15 protein-coding genes are annotated in these 17,017 nt (G+C 58.8%); 3 read left to right on the top strand and 12 right to left on the bottom strand.

Features of this window, described 5'->3' with window-relative positions:
* Window positions 1–124 precede the first annotated feature (124 nt).
* The 6 genes from B3187_RS08575 to B3187_RS08550 form a co-directional block, all read right to left on the bottom strand.
* A complete protein-coding gene (locus B3187_RS08575) occupies window positions 125–688 on the bottom strand; it encodes a gluconate 2-dehydrogenase subunit 3 family protein (protein ID WP_286805775.1) in 564 nt (187 codons plus the stop codon).
* Window positions 688–2,373, bottom strand: a complete 1,686-nt coding sequence (locus B3187_RS08570; RefSeq protein WP_286805772.1) for a GMC oxidoreductase — start codon at window positions 2,371–2,373, stop codon at window positions 688–690. Before B3187_RS08570 ends, B3187_RS08575 begins: the two co-directional genes overlap by 1 nt.
* Window positions 2,374–2,385: 12 nt before the next feature.
* Window positions 2,386–3,354, bottom strand: a complete 969-nt coding sequence (locus tag B3187_RS08565; protein ID WP_286805770.1) for a sugar phosphate isomerase/epimerase family protein — start codon at window positions 3,352–3,354, stop codon at window positions 2,386–2,388.
* A gap of 62 nt (window positions 3,355–3,416) precedes the next feature.
* Window positions 3,417–4,493 (bottom strand): FecR domain-containing protein, encoded by a 1,077-nt coding sequence (locus tag B3187_RS08560; protein ID WP_123639335.1) that lies wholly within the window; start codon window positions 4,491–4,493, stop codon window positions 3,417–3,419.
* The gene (locus B3187_RS08555) at window positions 4,493–5,050 is read right to left on the bottom strand and encodes an RNA polymerase sigma factor (protein ID WP_123639336.1); all 558 of its coding nucleotides are present in this window, start codon (window positions 5,048–5,050) and stop codon (window positions 4,493–4,495) included. The genes B3187_RS08560 and B3187_RS08555 overlap by 1 nt, the downstream gene beginning before the upstream one ends.
* Window positions 5,051–5,176: 126 nt before the next feature.
* Window positions 5,177–6,577 (bottom strand): sulfatase family protein, encoded by a 1,401-nt coding sequence (locus tag B3187_RS08550; protein WP_286805766.1) that lies wholly within the window; start codon window positions 6,575–6,577, stop codon window positions 5,177–5,179.
* A gap of 253 nt (window positions 6,578–6,830) precedes the next feature.
* On the opposite strand from B3187_RS08550, the gene ppk1 reads away from it, so the two are divergent.
* Window positions 6,831–8,921 (top strand): polyphosphate kinase 1, encoded by a 2,091-nt coding sequence (gene ppk1, locus B3187_RS08545; RefSeq protein WP_286805763.1) that lies wholly within the window; start codon window positions 6,831–6,833, stop codon window positions 8,919–8,921.
* A gap of 42 nt (window positions 8,922–8,963) precedes the next feature.
* Here ppk1 and B3187_RS08540 read toward each other — a convergent pair whose 3' ends face one another.
* Both B3187_RS08540 and B3187_RS08535 read right to left on the bottom strand, forming a co-directional pair.
* A complete protein-coding gene (locus B3187_RS08540) occupies window positions 8,964–10,469 on the bottom strand; it encodes a Ppx/GppA phosphatase family protein (RefSeq protein ID WP_286805761.1) in 1,506 nt (501 codons plus the stop codon).
* Between the two features lie 9 nt (window positions 10,470–10,478).
* A complete protein-coding gene (locus tag B3187_RS08535; RefSeq protein WP_286805759.1) occupies window positions 10,479–12,362 on the bottom strand; it encodes an ATP-binding cassette domain-containing protein in 1,884 nt (627 codons plus the stop codon).
* A gap of 64 nt (window positions 12,363–12,426) precedes the next feature.
* Here B3187_RS08535 and B3187_RS08530 point away from each other — a divergent pair, with 64 nt between their 5' ends.
* On the top strand, window positions 12,427–12,918 hold the full coding sequence (locus B3187_RS08530) for a TIGR02444 family protein (protein WP_286805758.1): 492 nt from the start codon (window positions 12,427–12,429) through the stop codon (window positions 12,916–12,918).
* Window positions 12,919–13,032: 114 nt separating this feature from the next.
* On the opposite strand, the gene B3187_RS08525 is transcribed toward B3187_RS08530, so the two are convergent.
* Entirely contained in the window at window positions 13,033–14,121 is a 1,089-nt protein-coding gene (locus B3187_RS08525) for a histone H1-like repetitive region-containing protein (protein WP_286805756.1), read from the bottom strand.
* A gap of 308 nt (window positions 14,122–14,429) precedes the next feature.
* Between B3187_RS08525 and B3187_RS08520 the strand changes: the two genes are divergently transcribed.
* Complete coding sequence (locus B3187_RS08520) at window positions 14,430–15,170, top strand: FKBP-type peptidyl-prolyl cis-trans isomerase (RefSeq protein ID WP_123639342.1); 741 nt, start codon at window positions 14,430–14,432, stop codon at window positions 15,168–15,170.
* Window positions 15,171–15,248: 78 nt separating this feature from the next.
* On the opposite strand, the gene B3187_RS08515 is transcribed toward B3187_RS08520, so the two are convergent.
* From B3187_RS08515 to B3187_RS08505, 3 genes are all read right to left on the bottom strand, one after another.
* A complete protein-coding gene (locus B3187_RS08515) occupies window positions 15,249–16,253 on the bottom strand; it encodes a WD40 repeat domain-containing protein (protein ID WP_286805753.1) in 1,005 nt (334 codons plus the stop codon).
* Window positions 16,254–16,285: 32 nt separating this feature from the next.
* Window positions 16,286–16,753, bottom strand: coding sequence for a sigma D regulator (rsd, locus tag B3187_RS08510; RefSeq protein ID WP_123639344.1), 468 nt, complete (start codon window positions 16,751–16,753; stop codon window positions 16,286–16,288).
* A 37-nt stretch (window positions 16,754–16,790) separates the two neighbouring features.
* Window positions 16,791–17,017, bottom strand: a 227-nt coding sequence (locus B3187_RS08505) for a disulfide bond formation protein B (protein ID WP_286805751.1), incomplete at its 5' end; no start/stop codon positions are given.

The following is a 17,017-nucleotide window of genomic DNA, read 5'->3' as shown; positions in this document are numbered from 1 at the left end:
GGCCTTATCCGCCCTACGCATACCACGGCAGCACGCCATAACCAAATCCACGACACCTCCATAATCATGCGTAGGGGCTGAGCGCAGCGATTAGACTGCGCACCCGCCGTTACCTGACCCTGAATCAGGTCGCCCAGGCCCGGTCACCTTCCTCGTACGGCATACAACCATCGTAACGGCCCGGGATGGCGATGTAGCGCAGCACCTGGGTGGCCCCCACCTGGGAGGTAAAGAAACCAAACAGGGTCAGCTGCTTCATCATGGTGAAGTAGTGCGGCGGTGTGGTGCCGGCTGCGGCCACCGCTTTGGCTTCGGCATCCAGCGCGCGAATGAACTCGGTGCGCTGCTCGCCGCTCAGATTCAAAAAGTCGCTGCCGTATTGCTCGTTGGCCGCGGCATTGAGCTGATCCATGCCGCTGTGGAAGATCGCCTGCTCGGCCTCGGTGTAGCAGTCACGGACAAACACGGTCATGAACTGGCCCACTTCGGCGTCTTTGGCCCCCGGGGTGTCGGTGCGTGGCAGGATGGTTTCCGCCACCTCATCGAGCAGGAACACGTCCTGTTCGGTGAACGTCAGGGGAGCCGCTTTTGAAGCCTCATTTGCACAACCGGCGAGCGTGCCGGTCGCGCCAATCATGGCGGTGCCGGTGGCGGCGGTGATCAGTTTGAGGAGTTCACGTCGGTTCATCACAGATTCCCCTTCTTCAGTTCATTAACCGCGTGGTCCACAGCACGGGCGGTCAGTGCCATATAGGTCAAGGACGGGTTTACGCAGGAGGCGGAGGTCATGCAGGCGCCGTCGGTGACGTAAACGTTGGGCGCGTCCCACACCTGGTTGTGGGCATTCAGCACCGAGGTTTTCGGGTCCCGGCCCATGCGGGCGGTGCCCATTTCATGGATCCCCATGCCCGGAGCGTAACCCCAATCGCTACCATGGACATTTTTAACCCCGGCGGCCTCAAGCATATCCACCGCGTCCTGAATCATGTCCTTACGCATCTGTTTCTCGTTGTCCCCGATCTCAACGTTCATGGACAAGACCGGCAAGCCCCAGGCGTCCGTGACCGAGTGATCCAGCGCAATCCGGTTTTCGTGGTAAGGCAACATTTCACCGAAGGCGGTCATACCAATGGTCCAGCCGCCCGGCTCACTCAGCGCCTGTTTCAGATCGGCGCCCACATCAAATTCGGCCACTTCCCGATCCCAACGTTCGCGGCTCGCTGAGCCCTGATAGCCAAAACCGCGCACATAGTCACGCTGATCGCCACCCACGTTGCGGAAGCGCGGAATATAAAAACCGGCCGGTCGGCGACCGTAATAGTATTTATCCAGATAGCCCTCGACATCGCCACTGGCGCCGCAACGGAAATGGTGGTCCATGACGTTGTGACCCAGCTCACCGGAGCTGCTGCCCAGACCGCCGTCCCAGACATCCCGGGCGGAGTTCATCAGAATCCAGGTGGAATTGAAGGTCGAGGCATTCAGGAACACCACATCGGCGGTGTACTCGTAGGTCTGATTGTTTTCGGTGTCGATCACCTCCACACCCTTGGCCCGCTTCTTGTCCTTGTCGTAGATGATTTCTTTCACCAACGAGAAGGGCCGCAGGGTCAGGTTTCCGGTTTTCATGGCCGCCGGCAGGGTGGAAGACTGGGTGCTGAAGTAGGCACCGAAGGGACAGCCCAGCCAGCACTTGTTGCGGTACTGGCAGTTGACCCGGCCCTGCTCGGGCATGGGCTTGGTGATGTTCGCGGTGCGACTGTGAATCAAGTGACGCTGCCCGTCAAAACTCTTTCTGATTCGCTTGGCAATATCTTTCTCGACACAGTTCAGCTCGACCGGCGGTAGAAACTGTCCATCGGGAAGAACATCCAGACCTTCGCGAGTACCGGCAATGCCCGCGAATTTTTCGACATAGTCGTACCAGGGCGCAATATCGTCATAGCGGATCGGCCAATCAACGGCGATACCTTCTTTGGCGTTGGCTTCAAAGTCCATCCGGTTAAAGCGATAGCTCTGGCGGCCCCACAGCAGGGAACGGCCACCCACGTGATAACCCCGATACCAATCGAAGCGTTTTTCTTCGATGTAGGGGTTCTTCCGCTCATCCGCCCACATGCCGTATGTGGATTCATTGAGGGGATAGTCACGTTTGAGAACCGGAAACTTCTCTTTCATTTCCTGGGTGGGCTTGTCGCGATGGGGATAATCCCAGACTTCCTTGGTGGCGTTCTTGTAGTCCTTGACGTGTTCGATATTGCGACCGCGCTCCAGCAGGAGCACCTTCAGGCCTTTTTCGGTCAGCTCTTTGGCGGCCCAGCCGCCGCTGATGCCGGAACCGACCACAATTGCATCATAGTGGTTATCAGACATAACTCGTCCTCTCTAGTTATTGTTCAGTTCGTCTTGCAAGCCGTCCATCGAAATCTCGACGGCTTTCATCGGTGGCATGTCATTGGGGTAGATTTCCTGCTCGACGACATACCAGACCGGATCGCCCTCGCCTTCCAACGCTTCAATAATCGCCTGCCAGTCCAATGAGTCCTGACCAATCAAGGGTTGATGGGTGTCACTGCTATCCGCCGCTTTCTGGTTGTGCTGAAAAATGACACCGAACTCACCAAACGGATTATCCGCCCCGGTCGCTGCCTGAGCCTGATCGCGTATATCCGCATAGCGGGTCATTTGCGCTTTGAAATGCACCGTTTCAATTCTGCTCCGGTAGCGGTCGATCACCTCGGCGGGGTCCTTACCTGCAAAGTAGGTCCACCCTACGTCCAACTGCAGCAGCACATCATCGGCGGTGTTGTCCGCCAGGTAGTCCCAGAAAGTGGTGTCCTTATAGGGATCAAACTCCCGATGGTGATTGTGATAACCGGTTTTCATACCGTAGGGTTTCAACTGCTCGGCGATCCGGTTCAGGTCAGCGATCAGATCGTCTATTCGCTCCGGGTCCCAGGCGCGGGCATCCATGGGTACAATCAGTCGATCCACGCCGAGTGTGCGGTACAGTTCTATGGTGTCCGCAAAATTGGCGTCGTTGAACTGATCAACGCCCACGTGCGCGCCGCTGACTTCCAGGCCAAGAGAATTCAGGTACGCTTTGAAAGCCTCTGGCTCGCCCGTGAATTCCCCCAGATTTCCGGCCAACTCAATGCCATCGAACCCCATATCCGCCAGATCTTCCAGGGTGCCTCTGATATCCTCTGAGACCTGATCTTTGACCGACCACAGCTGAACAGAAGTGCCAGCATGACGTTCTTCATCGGCGTTCGCTATCGAGGCCGAGACCGCCAGCGCCGCACCGACCAACGCCAGGACAATACGATTCATTACCTGCTGCCTTGATGACATAGGTTGTTCTCCAGTTCACGGGGGTTAGAGTTATGGGTTCACTTTTAGACCGCCCAACATTGTCAGCCTTCCGATTTGACTGACTCCGGAGTGTCCCTTAAAGACAGCTCAATGACGCCACTACCGGTCCGCCGATGGTCAATATTGAAATTCTCTTTCAGTGCCAACAGCAATCCGTCAACGTCGCCCGCCTTGTACAATCCGGCTATGCGAACGTCCCGGATGCGTGAATCAACCACCTTGAACGTCGCCGGGGTATAGCGGCTGAGTTCGTTGAGCGCTTCCCGAAGAGTTTCTCCACGAAACACCAGATTGCCATCGCGCCAGGAGAGGCGGTCATTGATCAACGTCGAGTCGACCTCTTCAACAGCCAGCGCCTGGCTGTCCCGTACGGTCAGCTTCTGACCGCGAACCAGGTCGCGGACCTGATCAGCCAGCTCTGATACGTCATCGCTGTGCGGCAGCGGTTTAACCCGAACCCGCCCCTCGGTGACAATCACATCAACACTTTCGTCTTCTTTGAGATAGACATTGAACGCCGTGCCCACCGCTTCCACGACATTGCTGCCTGCCCGCACGCGCAGGGGGCGCTGTTTGTCGTGAGCGACTTCAACATGCAGCTCCCCCCGGTTGAGCACCAGCAGGCGCTCCTGATCACTGTAGGTCACCGAAACCTGCGTATTGGTATTGAGTAACATTCTGGTGCCGTCCGGCAGGTTGACCGTTGAGTGAGCGCCAACCCCGGTTTCGTAAAGGGTGTCTGAGGTCTCGAGATTGCTCAGTGCCGGTCCCTCGGAGTTCGCCCCACTCCAGGGTGACATGGGCAACAGCAAATTGACGGCAAACACCACTGCCAGAATGGATGCGGCGACCGCCCATACCGTGCGTCCCACCGCCCGCGAGCGCTGCTGCTGAGCCACCGGGGGATCAAACAGCTCCGACAGGACCGACAGGCTGTCCATGCGGTCCCAGAGCTCCGCCATTTCCAGCAGGCAGTCACGATGACCGGGATTGACGTCGAGCCAGCGGCGCAAGGCGGCAGTCTCTTCTTCAGACAGACCGCGATCAAGACGCGCTACCCACAGGCTCGCATCCTCATACATCTGCTCTTCTGTCTGAAATTGATAAATATTACTCATCACTTTATCTCCTGGCTCTTGAACGAGCCCGGATTCCTGTTCACATTGGCCGAAGCCTGTTTCATGTATTTCCTGCACCGGCTCATGCCCGTGGCAATATGCTTCTCAACGGTGTTCTCGCTGATATTCAGGTTCTGGGCAATCTCTTTCTGGGAGTATCCGTACACCTTTTTCAACACAAAGGCTCGTCGACACTGCAGGGGCAGATGTCGAACCGCCTCACAAAACTGTTCAAACTCCTGTTTGGCCGATACCTGGCTGTATACCTGGTCAACATCATCGGTAGCCCAATCCAGGTTTACGCTGTCATCTTCCATACTGACGCCCACCCGCGTCTCGGCCCGCTTGAGATGATCAAGCGCCAGGTTGCGGGCCGTCCGGTACAGAAACGAGCGAGGGTGCCGGATCTGCTCGGTCTGCTTGACCGCGCAAATTCGGACATAGGTTTCCTGGACGATGTCCTCTATCTCCTTGGGAGGCACCAGCCGGGAAACAGCCCTTATCAGCCCTTTTCTGATCGAAAGGTATACGTTCTCCAAGCTCTCTTTATTTGTCATACTTATTTTCGCGTCTATGGTCGTATCACGCAATCCCCGCACAGCCGACGCCGGGGCTCGTTGTCTGTAGGACGACCGTGAAAGCAAAATCCGCCATCTGGCGCCTCCAGATTATCACCAAATCGGCTAGGGATCCGTCATCGGCGGTATGGTATCGGAGAAAAACACCCCGCGAATCCGGTCGGTATGGCCCCGGCGCTGGCGCCGGGAGGGAGGGAAGTCGCCGGTAGTCTCGCGCCAAGCTTCGAGCAGCCTGACGTGCTCCCGCAGTCGGTCCCGATAGGCAGGGTCACCGGCCAGGTTGTTCAGCTCCCAGGGATCCTGCTCCAGGTCGTAGAACTCGATCTCCGGGCGGGGTGACCGGAACAGTAGCGCCTGTTCCGGGCTGAGCTGCCCCTTCTGCTTGAGCTCGAACAGGGCCCGCCAGGAGGGGCTTTCCGAAACGTCCGCCGGGGAGCCGAACGGGAGGTGAATATAGGCGTTGTGGATCAGCTTGTACCGCCGAGTACGGACACTGCGCAGATGCTCGTCGGTGTCGTGCCAATTGCGCTCGCTGAAGGCCGCATCCCGGGTAAAGGGCTCCAGCCCCAGGATATGGGGCACCAGGGAGCTGCCGCCCATGTTCTCCAACGGATCCAGCCCCGCCAGCTGCAGCCAGGTCGGCGCCAGGTCCATGACGCTGATCACATCCGCCGTCCGCTTGCCTGCGGGCACTTTGCCCGGCCAGTGGAAGATCAATGGGGTTTTGACGCCAGCGTCGGTCAGGGCGCCTTTTTCCCGGGGGAAGGGGGCGCCATTGTCGCTCAGGAACACCACCAGCGTCTCCTCGGCCAGGTTGCGCGCCGCGAGCGTGGCCATCATCCGCCCGATTACCCCGTCCATACGGGCGATTTCGTCGTAGTAACGCGCCAGGTCCAGGCGGGTTTCGGGGGTATCGGCCAACCAGGGAGCCAGAGGCAGACGCGCCGGGTCGTGGGGTTCGGGAATGGTATTGTCCTGATAGGGACGGTGCGGGTCGTCAAATCCGACCCACATGAAGAACGGCTTACCCTGCGCCGCATCAATGAACCCGTCGAGCTGATCCAACCCCGGGTCATACCACTGGAACTGGGCGTCCGCGTGTGGGCCGTAGTGGGTTTTCTGCATATGCCCGGTGAAGTAGCCAGCCTGTTGCAGCAGTCCCGGAACAATCGGGTCGCCCTCCGGCAGGGGCATGTGCAGGTCTTCGGCTCCGGTTTCGTGCGGGTAGCGCCCGGTGAGAATACTGATCCGGGACGGGCTGCACTGGGGCGTGGTCAGTATCGCGTTATCGGCGGTCAACCCTCCCCGCGCCAGACGGTCGATGTGCGGGGTCTTGATCTCCGGGTTGCCATAGCAGCCAAAGTGCCGGGCTCCGGCGTCGTCGGCCACCAGCACCAGGATATTGGGCGGGCGTTCAGCTCCCTGGGCACTCCCCAGGGGCAGTGTCAGACCAAGGGCCGTGAGGGCATTGCGGGTGAAGGCGCGACGAGTCATGGGCCATGTCATGGGGAAAGTCCTCGCGTTGGGCCGCAGCCACATTGGGCGCAGTGGTTATTATTGGCAATTCCGGGTCTGATAGTGCCAGGCTCTGTGGCAAGCATAGCCTGCTCCGTCACGCTCCGCAATCGATTGCAACCCAGGAAAATCCGGACCCGACGGGTGCTATACTGAGGGCGACATGAGCGCGGCCCAAAGGGAGATGCCCTGGCGCCTGACTTATGATTGTCATATTTCTGCAATAAGGTAGGGCCTTCGTTTTATGGCGCAACAGGGTTACACCGTGTCCAACGCGTTTTTCAATCGCGAACTCAGTCTGCTTGAGTTCCACAAAAGAGTCCTCTATCAGGCCTACGATCATTCGCTGCCATTGCTGGAACGACTCCGGTTTGTCTGTATTTTCGCCACCAACCTCGACGAATTTTTCGAGGTCCGGGTCGGTGGGCTGGTTGAGATGCTGGAGCTTAATGCCTCCAGCCCCGCCGGGCCCGATGGCCTGAGTCAGGAGCAGACCCTGACCGAGGTATCCGAGCGAGCGCATGCCCTGGTGGATGAGCAGTACCGGATCGTCAATGATCAACTTTTCCCCCTGCTGCGGGACAATCACATCCGGATTCTGCGTCGTGAGGAGTGGAACGAGGCACAGATTGACTATCTGCACGACTACTTCGAAACCGATATTCTGCCGCTGCTCAGCCCCATCGGTCTGGACCCGGCGCACCCTTTTCCGCGCATTCTCAATAAAAGCCTGAATTTTATTGTCAAGCTCGACGGTAAAGATGCCTTTGGTCGCAGCTCCGGTCGAGCCATTGTGCAGGTGCCCCGATCTCTCAACCATATGATCGAACTGCCGGAAGAATTCAGTGGCGAGGGACGAACCTTCGTTTTCGTCTCCTCGATCATTCACTACTTCATGTCGGAAATTTTTATCGGCATGACGGTGATCGACAGCTATCAGTTCCGGCTGACCCGCAACTCCGATATTTTCCTCGATGAAGAAGAAAGCGAGGACCTGCTGCGAGCGGTGCAGGGTGAGCTGGTGTATCGCCAGTACGGTGATGAAGTACGCCTGGAAGTGGCGGATACCTGCCCCAAAGAGCTCGAAGATTTTCTGATGCAGCGCTGCGAAATCAAGCCACGGGATGTCTATCGCATCAACGGCCCGGTCAACCTGAACCGATTGTCAGACCTGTTTGACCTGATCAAGGACAGCGCCTATTACTTCACCCCCTTTGTGCAGAACATGCCCCGATTGCCCAAGCGGGCCAACAGCTATTTCTCGGCGCTGAAAAAGCAGGACATCCTGCTTCATCACCCGTTCGACTCCTTCCATGCCGTGGTGGATTTTCTGCGCGAAGCGGCCACCGATCCGAACGTTTTAGCCATCAAGCAGACGTTGTACCGAACCGGTTCCAACTCGCCGGTGGTGGACGCACTGGTAGCCGCCGCCAAAGCGGGCAAAGAAGTGACCGCCATTGTCGAGCTGCGGGCGCGCTTTGATGAGGAGCAGAATGTCGCCCTGGCCGAGCGCCTGCAGCGCTATGGTATTCACGTGATTTACGGGGTGGTGGGGTTTAAAACACACGCCAAGATGCTGCTGGTGGCCCGTCGGGAAGAGAACAAATTGCGTTACTACGTACACCTGGGTACGGGCAACTACCACCCGAAAACCACCATGCTGTACACCGACTACGGTCTGATGACCAGTGACCGGGAGATCGGCGAAGACGTCTATCGGGTGTTTCTGCAACTAAGCAGTCTGGGCAAGGCGTCCAAGATGGATTGCCTGCTGTACGCGCCCTTTACCCTCCACAAGGGGATGGTGCGACGGATTCGCACGGAAAAAGAGAATGCGGAAAAGGGCAAGCCGGCGCGTATCATTGCCAAGATGAACTCGCTGTATGAAGAAGAACTCACCAACGAGCTCTATGCGGCCGCCCGGGCGGGTGTCAAAATCGATTTGATTGTGCGCGGCATCTGTCAGTTGCGTCCCGGCGTCGAAGGGTTGTCAGATAATATTCAGGTGCGCTCCATTGTCGGGCGTCTGCTTGAGCACAGCCGGGTGTTCTACTTTGAAAATGACGGCAATCCGGAGCTTTATTGCTCCAGCGCCGACTGGATGATCCGCAATATGTTTCACCGGGTGGAGACCTGTTTTCCGATCAAGCACAAGAAAATTCGCGACCGGATTATTGAGGATCTGGAATTGTACCTGCAGGACAATACCCACGCCTGGATTTTACAGTCCAACGGTAGCTACCAGAACTTGCAGCCCAAGGGCGGAGAAGAGGCAGTGGATTCTCAGGCGATTCTGTTGGACCGGTGGGCGGCGCGGCAGTTGACGTCGGTTTAGGGATTTTGGTGGATGGCGGGTGCATCCGCCGTTACCCAACCGTCACACCGCAACAATATCCAGTTGGTAACCAATATCTTTTAAATACCCCGCCTCGGTTTCCAGGTCCGCCAGGGTCAGGGGATTACTCTCCACCCACTGTCCCGGAACGCTCAACGTCAAGGTCTGTTTGTGCACACCGAACTGAATCGGTGGATTATCGGTTTTCTTCTGGGCCCGATTGAAAATCACCGCCAGCCGCAGCACGATGGCCAGCTGCACCAACTCGGCATCATCCATCGGGAACTTCTTCGCCGGGAAGCGCTTGCGGTGCGCAAGCGCGAGGGCCGCCAGTTGCGCCTGCTCGGCCTTGGAGCAACCCGCCAGGTCCACATTATCGATAATGTAGGCGCTGTGTTTGTGGTAATCGGTGTGGGAAATATCCAGGCCTACCGGGTACAGGCGGGCGGCCCAACCCAGTAACTTGCCTGCCTCGACATTGTCCATCCCCCAGGTATCGGCCACCTGATCAAGGAGAACCCGGGCGGTCTGTTCCACCTGCTCCGCTTTCGGAAGATTGACGTGGAAGCGCTTGGCCAGGGCGTCGACACTTTCCTGACGGATATCCCGGTTTTCCAGTCGGCCCTTGAGGTCGTACAACAATCCCTCGCGCAGAGCCCAATCGGCGGCGAGCATTTTTTCAATGCCCAGGCTTTCGAAAATCGAGGTCAACACAATCACCCCGCCGAGAAATACCGGTTCCCGGTCACTTGAAAGCCCTTTCAAGTTCAGATCCAGCTTTCCGTGATCCTGATAGGCCTTGATGATTTTCTTCAGACCGTCAACAGTGATGGTGCCATCAGTCCAGCCATTCTGTTCGCAGACTTTGGCCGCCGCTTTGATGGTGCCGGACGCGCCCAGTACCTCTTGCCAGCCCTGATCGAGAAAACTGTCCAGCACCGGTGAAATTTCCTGCTGGCAGGCCAGGCGCGCTTTTTTGATCAGTTTATCGGTGACCTTGCCGTCGTAGAAAAAACGCTTGGTGAGGGCCACGCACCCCATGCTCAGGCTTTCCTTGAGTTCCGGCAGCATGCCCTGCCCCAGAATCACCTCGGTGCTGCCGCCGCCGATATCCACCACCATCCGGCGTCCCTCTCCGGGGGCGATGCAGTGTGCGACGCCCAGATACACCAGGCGGGCCTCCTCTTCACCCGAAATGATTTCCACCGGATGCCCGAGTCGACTCTGGGCATCGCTCAGAAAGGCGCGGGAGTCCTCGATGCTGCGAAGGGTTTTTGTGCCGACGATCCGCACGCTGCGGGAGGGGTAATCCCGCAATCGTTCACCGAACCGGTCCAGGCAGGCCATGGCCCGGTCACGAGCCTCATCGTCCAGGCGACCGTCTTCGGTCAGTCCCCACCCCAGGCGTACAGGGTCACGCAGTTTATCGAGCAGGGTGAGCTGATCGTTTTCCCAACGAGCGACAATCATATGAAAGCTGTTGGACCCCAGATCGATGGCGGCAATGTGGCTGGCGCGGGCACCAAACAGGCGGGACAGATTGAACATCCAGTTACCCTATGCGTATTGTTCCAGTTCTTCACTGAGCGCGAGCCATTGTTCCTCGCACTCGTCGAGTTGTGCCTGGGTCTCTCCCTGAGATTTTAGCAGTTCCTGCAGACGCTGCTTGTTCTCGGCATCGTAGATCGCCGGATCGGCCAGCTCGGTTTCGATGCCGGACAGCGACTGGTTCAGCTTATCCATCTGGCGTTCCACTTTTTTGAGCTTGTCCGTCAGCGGCTTCAACTGAGCGCGGCGGGCCGCGGCCTCCTGACGTTGCGCTTTTTTGTCTTGCTGGGGCGGTGGCGCGGCGGCGCGCTCGACAGCATTATCCTCCTGGCGTCGTTGCAATAACCAGCGATAGTAGTCGTCCAGATCGCCATCAAAAGCACTCACCTGGCCGTCGGCCACCAACAGAAACTCATCCACGGTGCTGCGCAGCAGATGACGATCGTGTGACACCACCAACACGGCTCCTTCAAAATCCTGCAACGCCAAGGTCAGCGCTTGGCGCATCTCCAGATCCAGGTGGTTGGTCGGTTCGTCCAGCAACAATACGTTGGGCTTCTGCCAGACAATGATCGCCAGCGCCAGACGCGCTTTTTCGCCACCGGAGAAATGGGTAATGGGCTCAAAGGCCCGGTCGCCGTGAAAATCGAACCCCCCGAGGAAGTCCCGCACTTCCTGCTCGCGGGCCGTGGGGGTCATTCGCAGAATGTGTTGTGCGGCGGAGGCCTCCAGGTCCAGCGCATCAAGCTGGTGCTGAGCGAAGTAGCCGAGCTGGAAGTTGTCACCGGTGTGACACTCGCCACTCAACAAGGGCAGTTCACCGGAAAGGGTTTTTATCAGACTGGACTTACCGGCGCCGTTGGGGCCCAACAGGCCAATACGGGTCTCGGGCAAAATCCCGAGATTCACCTGACTCAGGATGCGTTTGTCGCCGTAGCCGATATCAGCCTCACTGAGGTTGATCAGCGGGCTGGACATTTTCCCCGCAGGCGAGAACCGGAAACTGAACGGCGAGTCGACATGGGCCGGAGCGATTTTCTCCATCCGCTCAATCGCCTTCAGGCGGCTCTGGGCCTGCCGGGCTTTATTGGCCTGGGCGCGAAAACGGCGCACATAGGCTTCCATATGCGCAATCTGCTCCTGCTGCTTTTTGAAGGCCGCGTCCTGCTGAGCGAGCTTCTCCGCCCGCTGGTGCTCATAGGCGGAATAGTTACCCACGTACAAGTTCAGTTTGGCGTTTTCCAGGGCCACAATGCGGTCGACCACATTGTCCAGAAAGTCCCGGTCGTGCGAGATGATGATCAATGTGCCCGGATAGCGCTGCAACCACTGCTCCAGCCACAGGGTCGCGTCCAGGTCCAGGTGGTTGGTGGGCTCGTCCAACAGCAGCAGATCCGAGGGACACATCAATGCCTGAGCCAGGTTCAGGCGAATGCGCCAACCGCCGGAAAAGTCAGACACTGGGCGATCACCATCCCCGGGAGCGAACCCGAGGCCGGAAAGCAACTGCTGAGCCCGGGCGGGTGCCGAGTAGGCCTGAATGTTTTCCATTTCGGCGTACAACCGGGCCAGTCGCTCACCATCGTCATGGGCGGACTCGATGGCCGACTCCAGACGCCGCAGTTCGGTATCGCCGTCGAGGACATAATCTTCCGCCCGCCGGTCCAGGGTTTCCACTTCCTGGGCCATATGCGCGACGCGCCACTGGCGCGGAATATCCCATTGGCCGCTGTCGGTCTGCAGGCGGCCCAGAAGCAATTGAAAGAAGCTGGACTTGCCGCTGCCATTGGGGCCAATGAGGCCCGCCTTCTGGCCGGGGAAAAGGGTGAGGTCCGCGTGATCGAGCAGAAACTGCCGACCGCGCTGCAGGGAAACTTGCTGTAATTGGATCATGGCGCGTATTCTACACGTTCTAGATGGCCGGCTGGCCGTTGAGTAGCCCAACAGGAAATTGGCAATGAACCTCGCCCGGCTCTATACCCATTTATGGGACTTTTCGCTCCAGCTTTACCAGCAGCCGGGGGTGGAGACCTTGTGCCTGAGCATACAGGACGGCTGGGGCGGGGATGTGAATATTCTACTCTGGCTGCGCTGGCTGGAACAGGAAGGCCTCGCCATCAACGACACCCGGCTGCGCCTTGCCCAGGCCTACATCGCCCCCTGGCGTACGGAGATCGTCGAGCCCTTACGGCGCATGCGCCAGCATATCAAGCGCCATTACGGCACGTCAGACCGGACCATCGAAGCCAGCCGTCAGGCGATGAAGGCCGCCGAACTGCAGGCCGAACAGGCCGTTCAGGCCCGACTGGAAAAACTCGCCCGCACCTGGCTCGGCAGCCAGCGCAAAGCGTCGGTGACACCGGGCGCCAACCTGACCGTCTATGCTCGAGCACTACATCTTCCCGACGACAAAGTCCGGGAGATGCTTGAGGTGCTGATCCGCGCCTGAGCCCAACACAAGCCCCAAACGCACAACGGGAGGCCTGAGCCTCCCGTTGTGCGTTTTTCCAGAGTCGTGTTTCGTTGGCCTTGCCCGGGCCTGCGGCCCGGATAGACTCAGCCCCTAGAATTTGTCATCACTGTCGAAAAAGTCGCGACCAAACAGGCTGCCCGATGCGGGACGATCCGGAACAGGCTCGGCCTTGGGCTTGCCGGTCGGCTCAATCAGCTCCGTGCTCTGGTGACCGGGAACCGGCTCATGGGGATGCTCCTGGGCCGGCTGTACCGGTGGTGCCTCCGGGTTGCGGTTCACCCCGGCGTTGCTCTCACTGGTCGCGCCCGCTGCGGGAGTGGTGCTTTCCGGTGCGGCCGGCTTCTGGGGCTCTGGTTTGGACGCTGCCTTTTTCGCAGGCGCCTTCTTCGCAGGGGACTTCTGGGCCGCGGGTGCCTTCTTGGCGGCCGGTTTCTTCGCCGCTGCTTTCTTGGCGGGAGCCTTCTTGGCCGCGGCTTTTTTCGGGGTCGCCGACTGGGTCGTGGATGCCTTGCTCGCGGCTTTTTTGGTGCTCACTTTTTTTGTGCTGGCTTTCTTACTGGCCGCTTTCTTGGCCGGCGCTTTTTTCGCCGGTGCCTTTTTGGCCGCAGCCTTCTTCTTGGTGCTCGCCTTCTTGGTGGTCACTTTCGCCGCAGTCTTTTTGGCGGCGGCTTTTTTGGTGCTTGCCTTCTTGGCGGTGGCTTTTTTGGCGGTGGTTTTCTTTGCACTGGCGCTGGCGGTTTTCTTGCGCGTACCGCGCTTGCTCGCCGCCTTCTTGTTCATTTTTTTCTCAACCGCGCGGGTCGCTTTGCGAACTTCACGCGCCAACTGATCCGCCTGTTTCTTTTCCGCCTTGGCCGAAGCCAGTGTCTGCTTCGCTACATCCAGAGTGGCTTGTGCGGTATCAACCACTTTCTGCTGGGCGACTACCGCATCGGACGCCTTGCGCAACCGCTGCTGAGCGGCGACGGTTTTCGCCTTGACCTTGCCGGCGGCGGCCTTTTTGCTGCGCAGCGTTTTCAGCTTGCGCTTGGCCGTATCCAGAGCCTTTTTGGCCTGGGCGGCGGCCTTCTCAGCCTGGGTGAGTTTTTTGGCGCGCGCCTGGTCCAGCTGCGACTGGACTTTTTCGACCTGCTTTTCCAGATCGGACACGCTGACGGTAGCTTTTTTCTTGGCAGCCATAGTGAAATTCCTGTGCAGTTGGAAAGTGAGCGATTAACCGCGTAAACCTGTGCTGGTATTGTAGTATCGTCGGGCAAAAATGTGTATGGCAGCACGCCGAATTGGGCCAGATTGGCAAAAATTTTCGCCATTTAGTGCACTCGATGGAACCTACCGGCGAAAATGTGGACCAACGGGTTCTCATTGTGGCCAGTTAGCGCCGCAAAAAGGCGCCCATTGCCCCCCGGTTTGGGTTACCATGGAGCGCTCTTTGACACCGCTGGCTAAGCGGGCAGACTGACAAACCACTATAAAAGAAGGTGCAACGCATGAAACGCAATGTACGATTGATCGCGGGCCTGCTCGGTGCAACCGCTCTGATGGTTGGCTGCAATCAGGCCGAACCCGAGAACGAACCCGCCAAACTGGAAACTCTGGAAGAAAAGGTCAACTACGTTTTCGGCACCAATTTGGCCGAAAACCTGGCTCAGGGCGGCGTGACCATTGAGCCCGATGCTTTTGCCCAGGCCCTGCGCGACAAGCGTGACGGCGTAGAGCCGCGCCTGAGCGAGGAAGAGATGCGCGAAGTGATGCAGACCTTCCAGGAGCAGGAAATGGCCCGTCGCGAAGCCGAGCAGGAAGCGGCCGCGGAAACCAACAAGCAGGAAGCCGAAGCTTTCTTCGCGGAAAACGCCAACGCTGAGGGCGTGAGTCAGACCGATAGCGGCCTGCAGTATAAAGTGCTCGAAGAGGGTGACGGCGCCAAGCCCGGAGCCGACGACACCGTGACCGTTCACTACCGCGGTCGCCTGCTCGATGGTACCGAGTTTGACAGCTCCTACGAGCGCGACCAGCCGGCCACCTTCGCACTGAACAGTGTGATTGCCGGCTGGACCGAAGCGCTGCAGCTGATGTCGGAAGGTTCCAAGTACGAGCTGTACATCCCCTCCGATCTGGCCTACGGCCCCGGCGGCAATGGTCCCATTCCGCCCAATGCCGCATTGATCTTTGAAGTTGAGCTGCTCGAAATTGACGACCAGGCCGACGCTGATAGCGAAGGCGCTGAATAACCACCGATTCAGTCCCCGTCTTAAAAAAGCCGCCTCAAAAGGGCGGCTTTTTTAATGCCCGGTAGAAACCGGTATCGATCAGTACGTCAGATCGTGCACAAAGCCATCGGAACTGAGCGCTCGATAAACGTCCGGGTTGTCGGTAAAGGCGAGATCCATCACCGCCACGGCGGTCGGATGAAAGGCTTTCCTCTTGGGCAACTGCCAACTGTACACCACCGCCCGGCGTTGCAAATCCCACAGATCGACGCGACCCGACGGCTGCCCGGTCAAGAGCCAATCGCCATCGTCACTGAAGCGCGCCACGGTCACCTGGGTGCCGCGCTTGACACGCTCCTCGGGCAGCGGCAATTCCCAGATCAGATCGCCTTCCGCACTCCACAACCTGGGGCGTTCATAGCGGGCCGCCGAGAGCAATTTCCTGCCGTCCGGACTCATCGCCACGCACTGTATGGGGGAATCATGTTGCTGGGAGACGATCGGGTCGCCGGTCTCAAGATTCCACAGGGTAGATGTTCCTTCATCGGAGCCTGTCAGGGCGCGGGTGCCATCGCCACTCAGGGCCACCGCCGATACCCGGTCACTGTGATGCAGGTTGCGGATGATTCCGCCGCGGCGGACGTTGTACAGCGAAGCGCGGTGATCGGCCAACCCCAACAGCGCGCGCTCCCCCTCGGGCCCCAGCTGGCTGACCAGAATCTCCGACGGGCTGCTCCAGTATTGTTCGGCCTGGCCACTCTGACGATTCCAGAGCACCAGGGTACGCTCATCGGTCGTGAGGGCGTAGTCACCCTCTGGCGAGAAGCTTGCGGAAGTGATCAGGGTGAGGCTGTCGGCTTTGTGATTCCAGTCATAGCGACGCTCATCCGTGTCGAGGGCCCAGAGGCTGCCGCCCTGATAGCCGGACCCGACCACCGCCCAGGCCCCGTTGCGGGACAGGGCGCCCGATTGAACACTGCGGGAGGCCACTTCCAGGCTGGCCACCGGCTCTGCCGGCCGATCACACCCGGCGAGCGTCAGCCCGAGGAGCGAGCACAGGCCCAGGCGGGAGAAGTGACGAACCACGGACGCAGCGTTACGCATAGGCGGGTCTCGCTCGTTTCAGTGATCGGGGATCAGGCCACCAGATCTTTGTGTGCGGTATGTAACACGGCAATCATGCGATCTTCAGCGGTAAACCGGGTTTCCAGGGTTTCGCCCAGTGTCGACAGATCCCGATCCAACGCTTCCAGGTCATCGGTTTCCAGATACTTGTCGTTGAAGTCCAGCACTTCCTGGGTGGTCAGGTCCACCACCTTGAACAATTGGCTGGCCTCTTTCAGCGCGTCTTCATCGTCGAACTCACGCCCTTCCTTGATCAGTTGGTCGTACACTTCAAAGTGCCCGGCCGACACGTAATCCACCATGATTTCGCACAGGTGGCGCAGTTTATGACCTCGCAACTCTTCGTCGGCCTCACCGGCCTTCATGGCGCTGAGGTCGCAAAACTGAACCAGCATTTTGCGCCGCTCTTCCAGCCAGCGATCAATGATTGTACTCACGCCGCCCCAGCGCTCTTTTGCATCTTTACAGTTGTCTAACATAACCCGTCCTTAACCGAGAGAAACATCGACGCCCGATTCAGCGCCGACGCAGGGCCTGCCACAGATGTGCAAGCCCCAGTAGTATAAATCCAATGAGCGTCCAACCGGGAATGCTGATCCCGAACAGTGACCAGGCCACCTCGGCGCAATTGCCGTCACCGGTGAGCATGACCCGCAGCGCATCCAGCAGCGGGAAGGTATCCAGAATATAATCCACCCCCGGACCACAGGCGGGCACTTCGCTGGCGGGCAGGCTCTGCAGCC

The organism is Marinimicrobium sp. UBA4209 (genome assembly GCF_002381585.1).
In the GTDB taxonomy this organism is placed as follows: domain Bacteria; phylum Pseudomonadota; class Gammaproteobacteria; order Pseudomonadales; family Cellvibrionaceae; genus Marinimicrobium; species Marinimicrobium koreense.
This window is presented reverse-complemented; position numbering and strand designations above follow the sequence as displayed.

What these genes read in the sequence shown, in the direction of transcription:
- B3187_RS08575 (WP_286805775.1), bottom strand. Translation starts at nt 688, where the DNA reads ATGAACCGACGTGAACTCCTCAAACTGATCACCGCCGCCACCGGCACC.
- B3187_RS08570 (WP_286805772.1), bottom strand. Translation starts at nt 2,373, where the DNA reads ATGTCTGATAACCACTATGATGCAATTGTGGTCGGTTCCGGCATCAGC.
- B3187_RS08565 (WP_286805770.1), bottom strand. Translation starts at nt 3,354, where the DNA reads ATGTCATCAAGGCAGCAGGTAATGAATCGTATTGTCCTGGCGTTGGTC.
- B3187_RS08560 (WP_123639335.1), bottom strand. Translation starts at nt 4,493, where the DNA reads ATGAGTAATATTTATCAATTTCAGACAGAAGAGCAGATGTATGAGGAT.
- B3187_RS08555 (WP_123639336.1), bottom strand. Translation starts at nt 5,050, where the DNA reads ATGACAAATAAAGAGAGCTTGGAGAACGTATACCTTTCGATCAGAAAA.
- B3187_RS08550 (WP_286805766.1), bottom strand. Translation starts at nt 6,577, where the DNA reads ATGACATGGCCCATGACTCGTCGCGCCTTCACCCGCAATGCCCTCACG.
- ppk1 (WP_286805763.1), top strand. Translation starts at nt 6,831, where the DNA reads ATGGCGCAACAGGGTTACACCGTGTCCAACGCGTTTTTCAATCGCGAA.
- B3187_RS08540 (WP_286805761.1), bottom strand. Translation starts at nt 10,469, where the DNA reads ATGTTCAATCTGTCCCGCCTGTTTGGTGCCCGCGCCAGCCACATTGCC.
- B3187_RS08535 (WP_286805759.1), bottom strand. Translation starts at nt 12,362, where the DNA reads ATGATCCAATTACAGCAAGTTTCCCTGCAGCGCGGTCGGCAGTTTCTG.
- B3187_RS08530 (WP_286805758.1), top strand. Translation starts at nt 12,427, where the DNA reads ATGAACCTCGCCCGGCTCTATACCCATTTATGGGACTTTTCGCTCCAG.
- B3187_RS08525 (WP_286805756.1), bottom strand. Translation starts at nt 14,121, where the DNA reads ATGGCTGCCAAGAAAAAAGCTACCGTCAGCGTGTCCGATCTGGAAAAG.
- B3187_RS08520 (WP_123639342.1), top strand. Translation starts at nt 14,430, where the DNA reads ATGAAACGCAATGTACGATTGATCGCGGGCCTGCTCGGTGCAACCGCT.
- B3187_RS08515 (WP_286805753.1), bottom strand. Translation starts at nt 16,253, where the DNA reads ATGCGTAACGCTGCGTCCGTGGTTCGTCACTTCTCCCGCCTGGGCCTG.
- rsd (WP_123639344.1), bottom strand. Translation starts at nt 16,753, where the DNA reads ATGTTAGACAACTGTAAAGATGCAAAAGAGCGCTGGGGCGGCGTGAGT.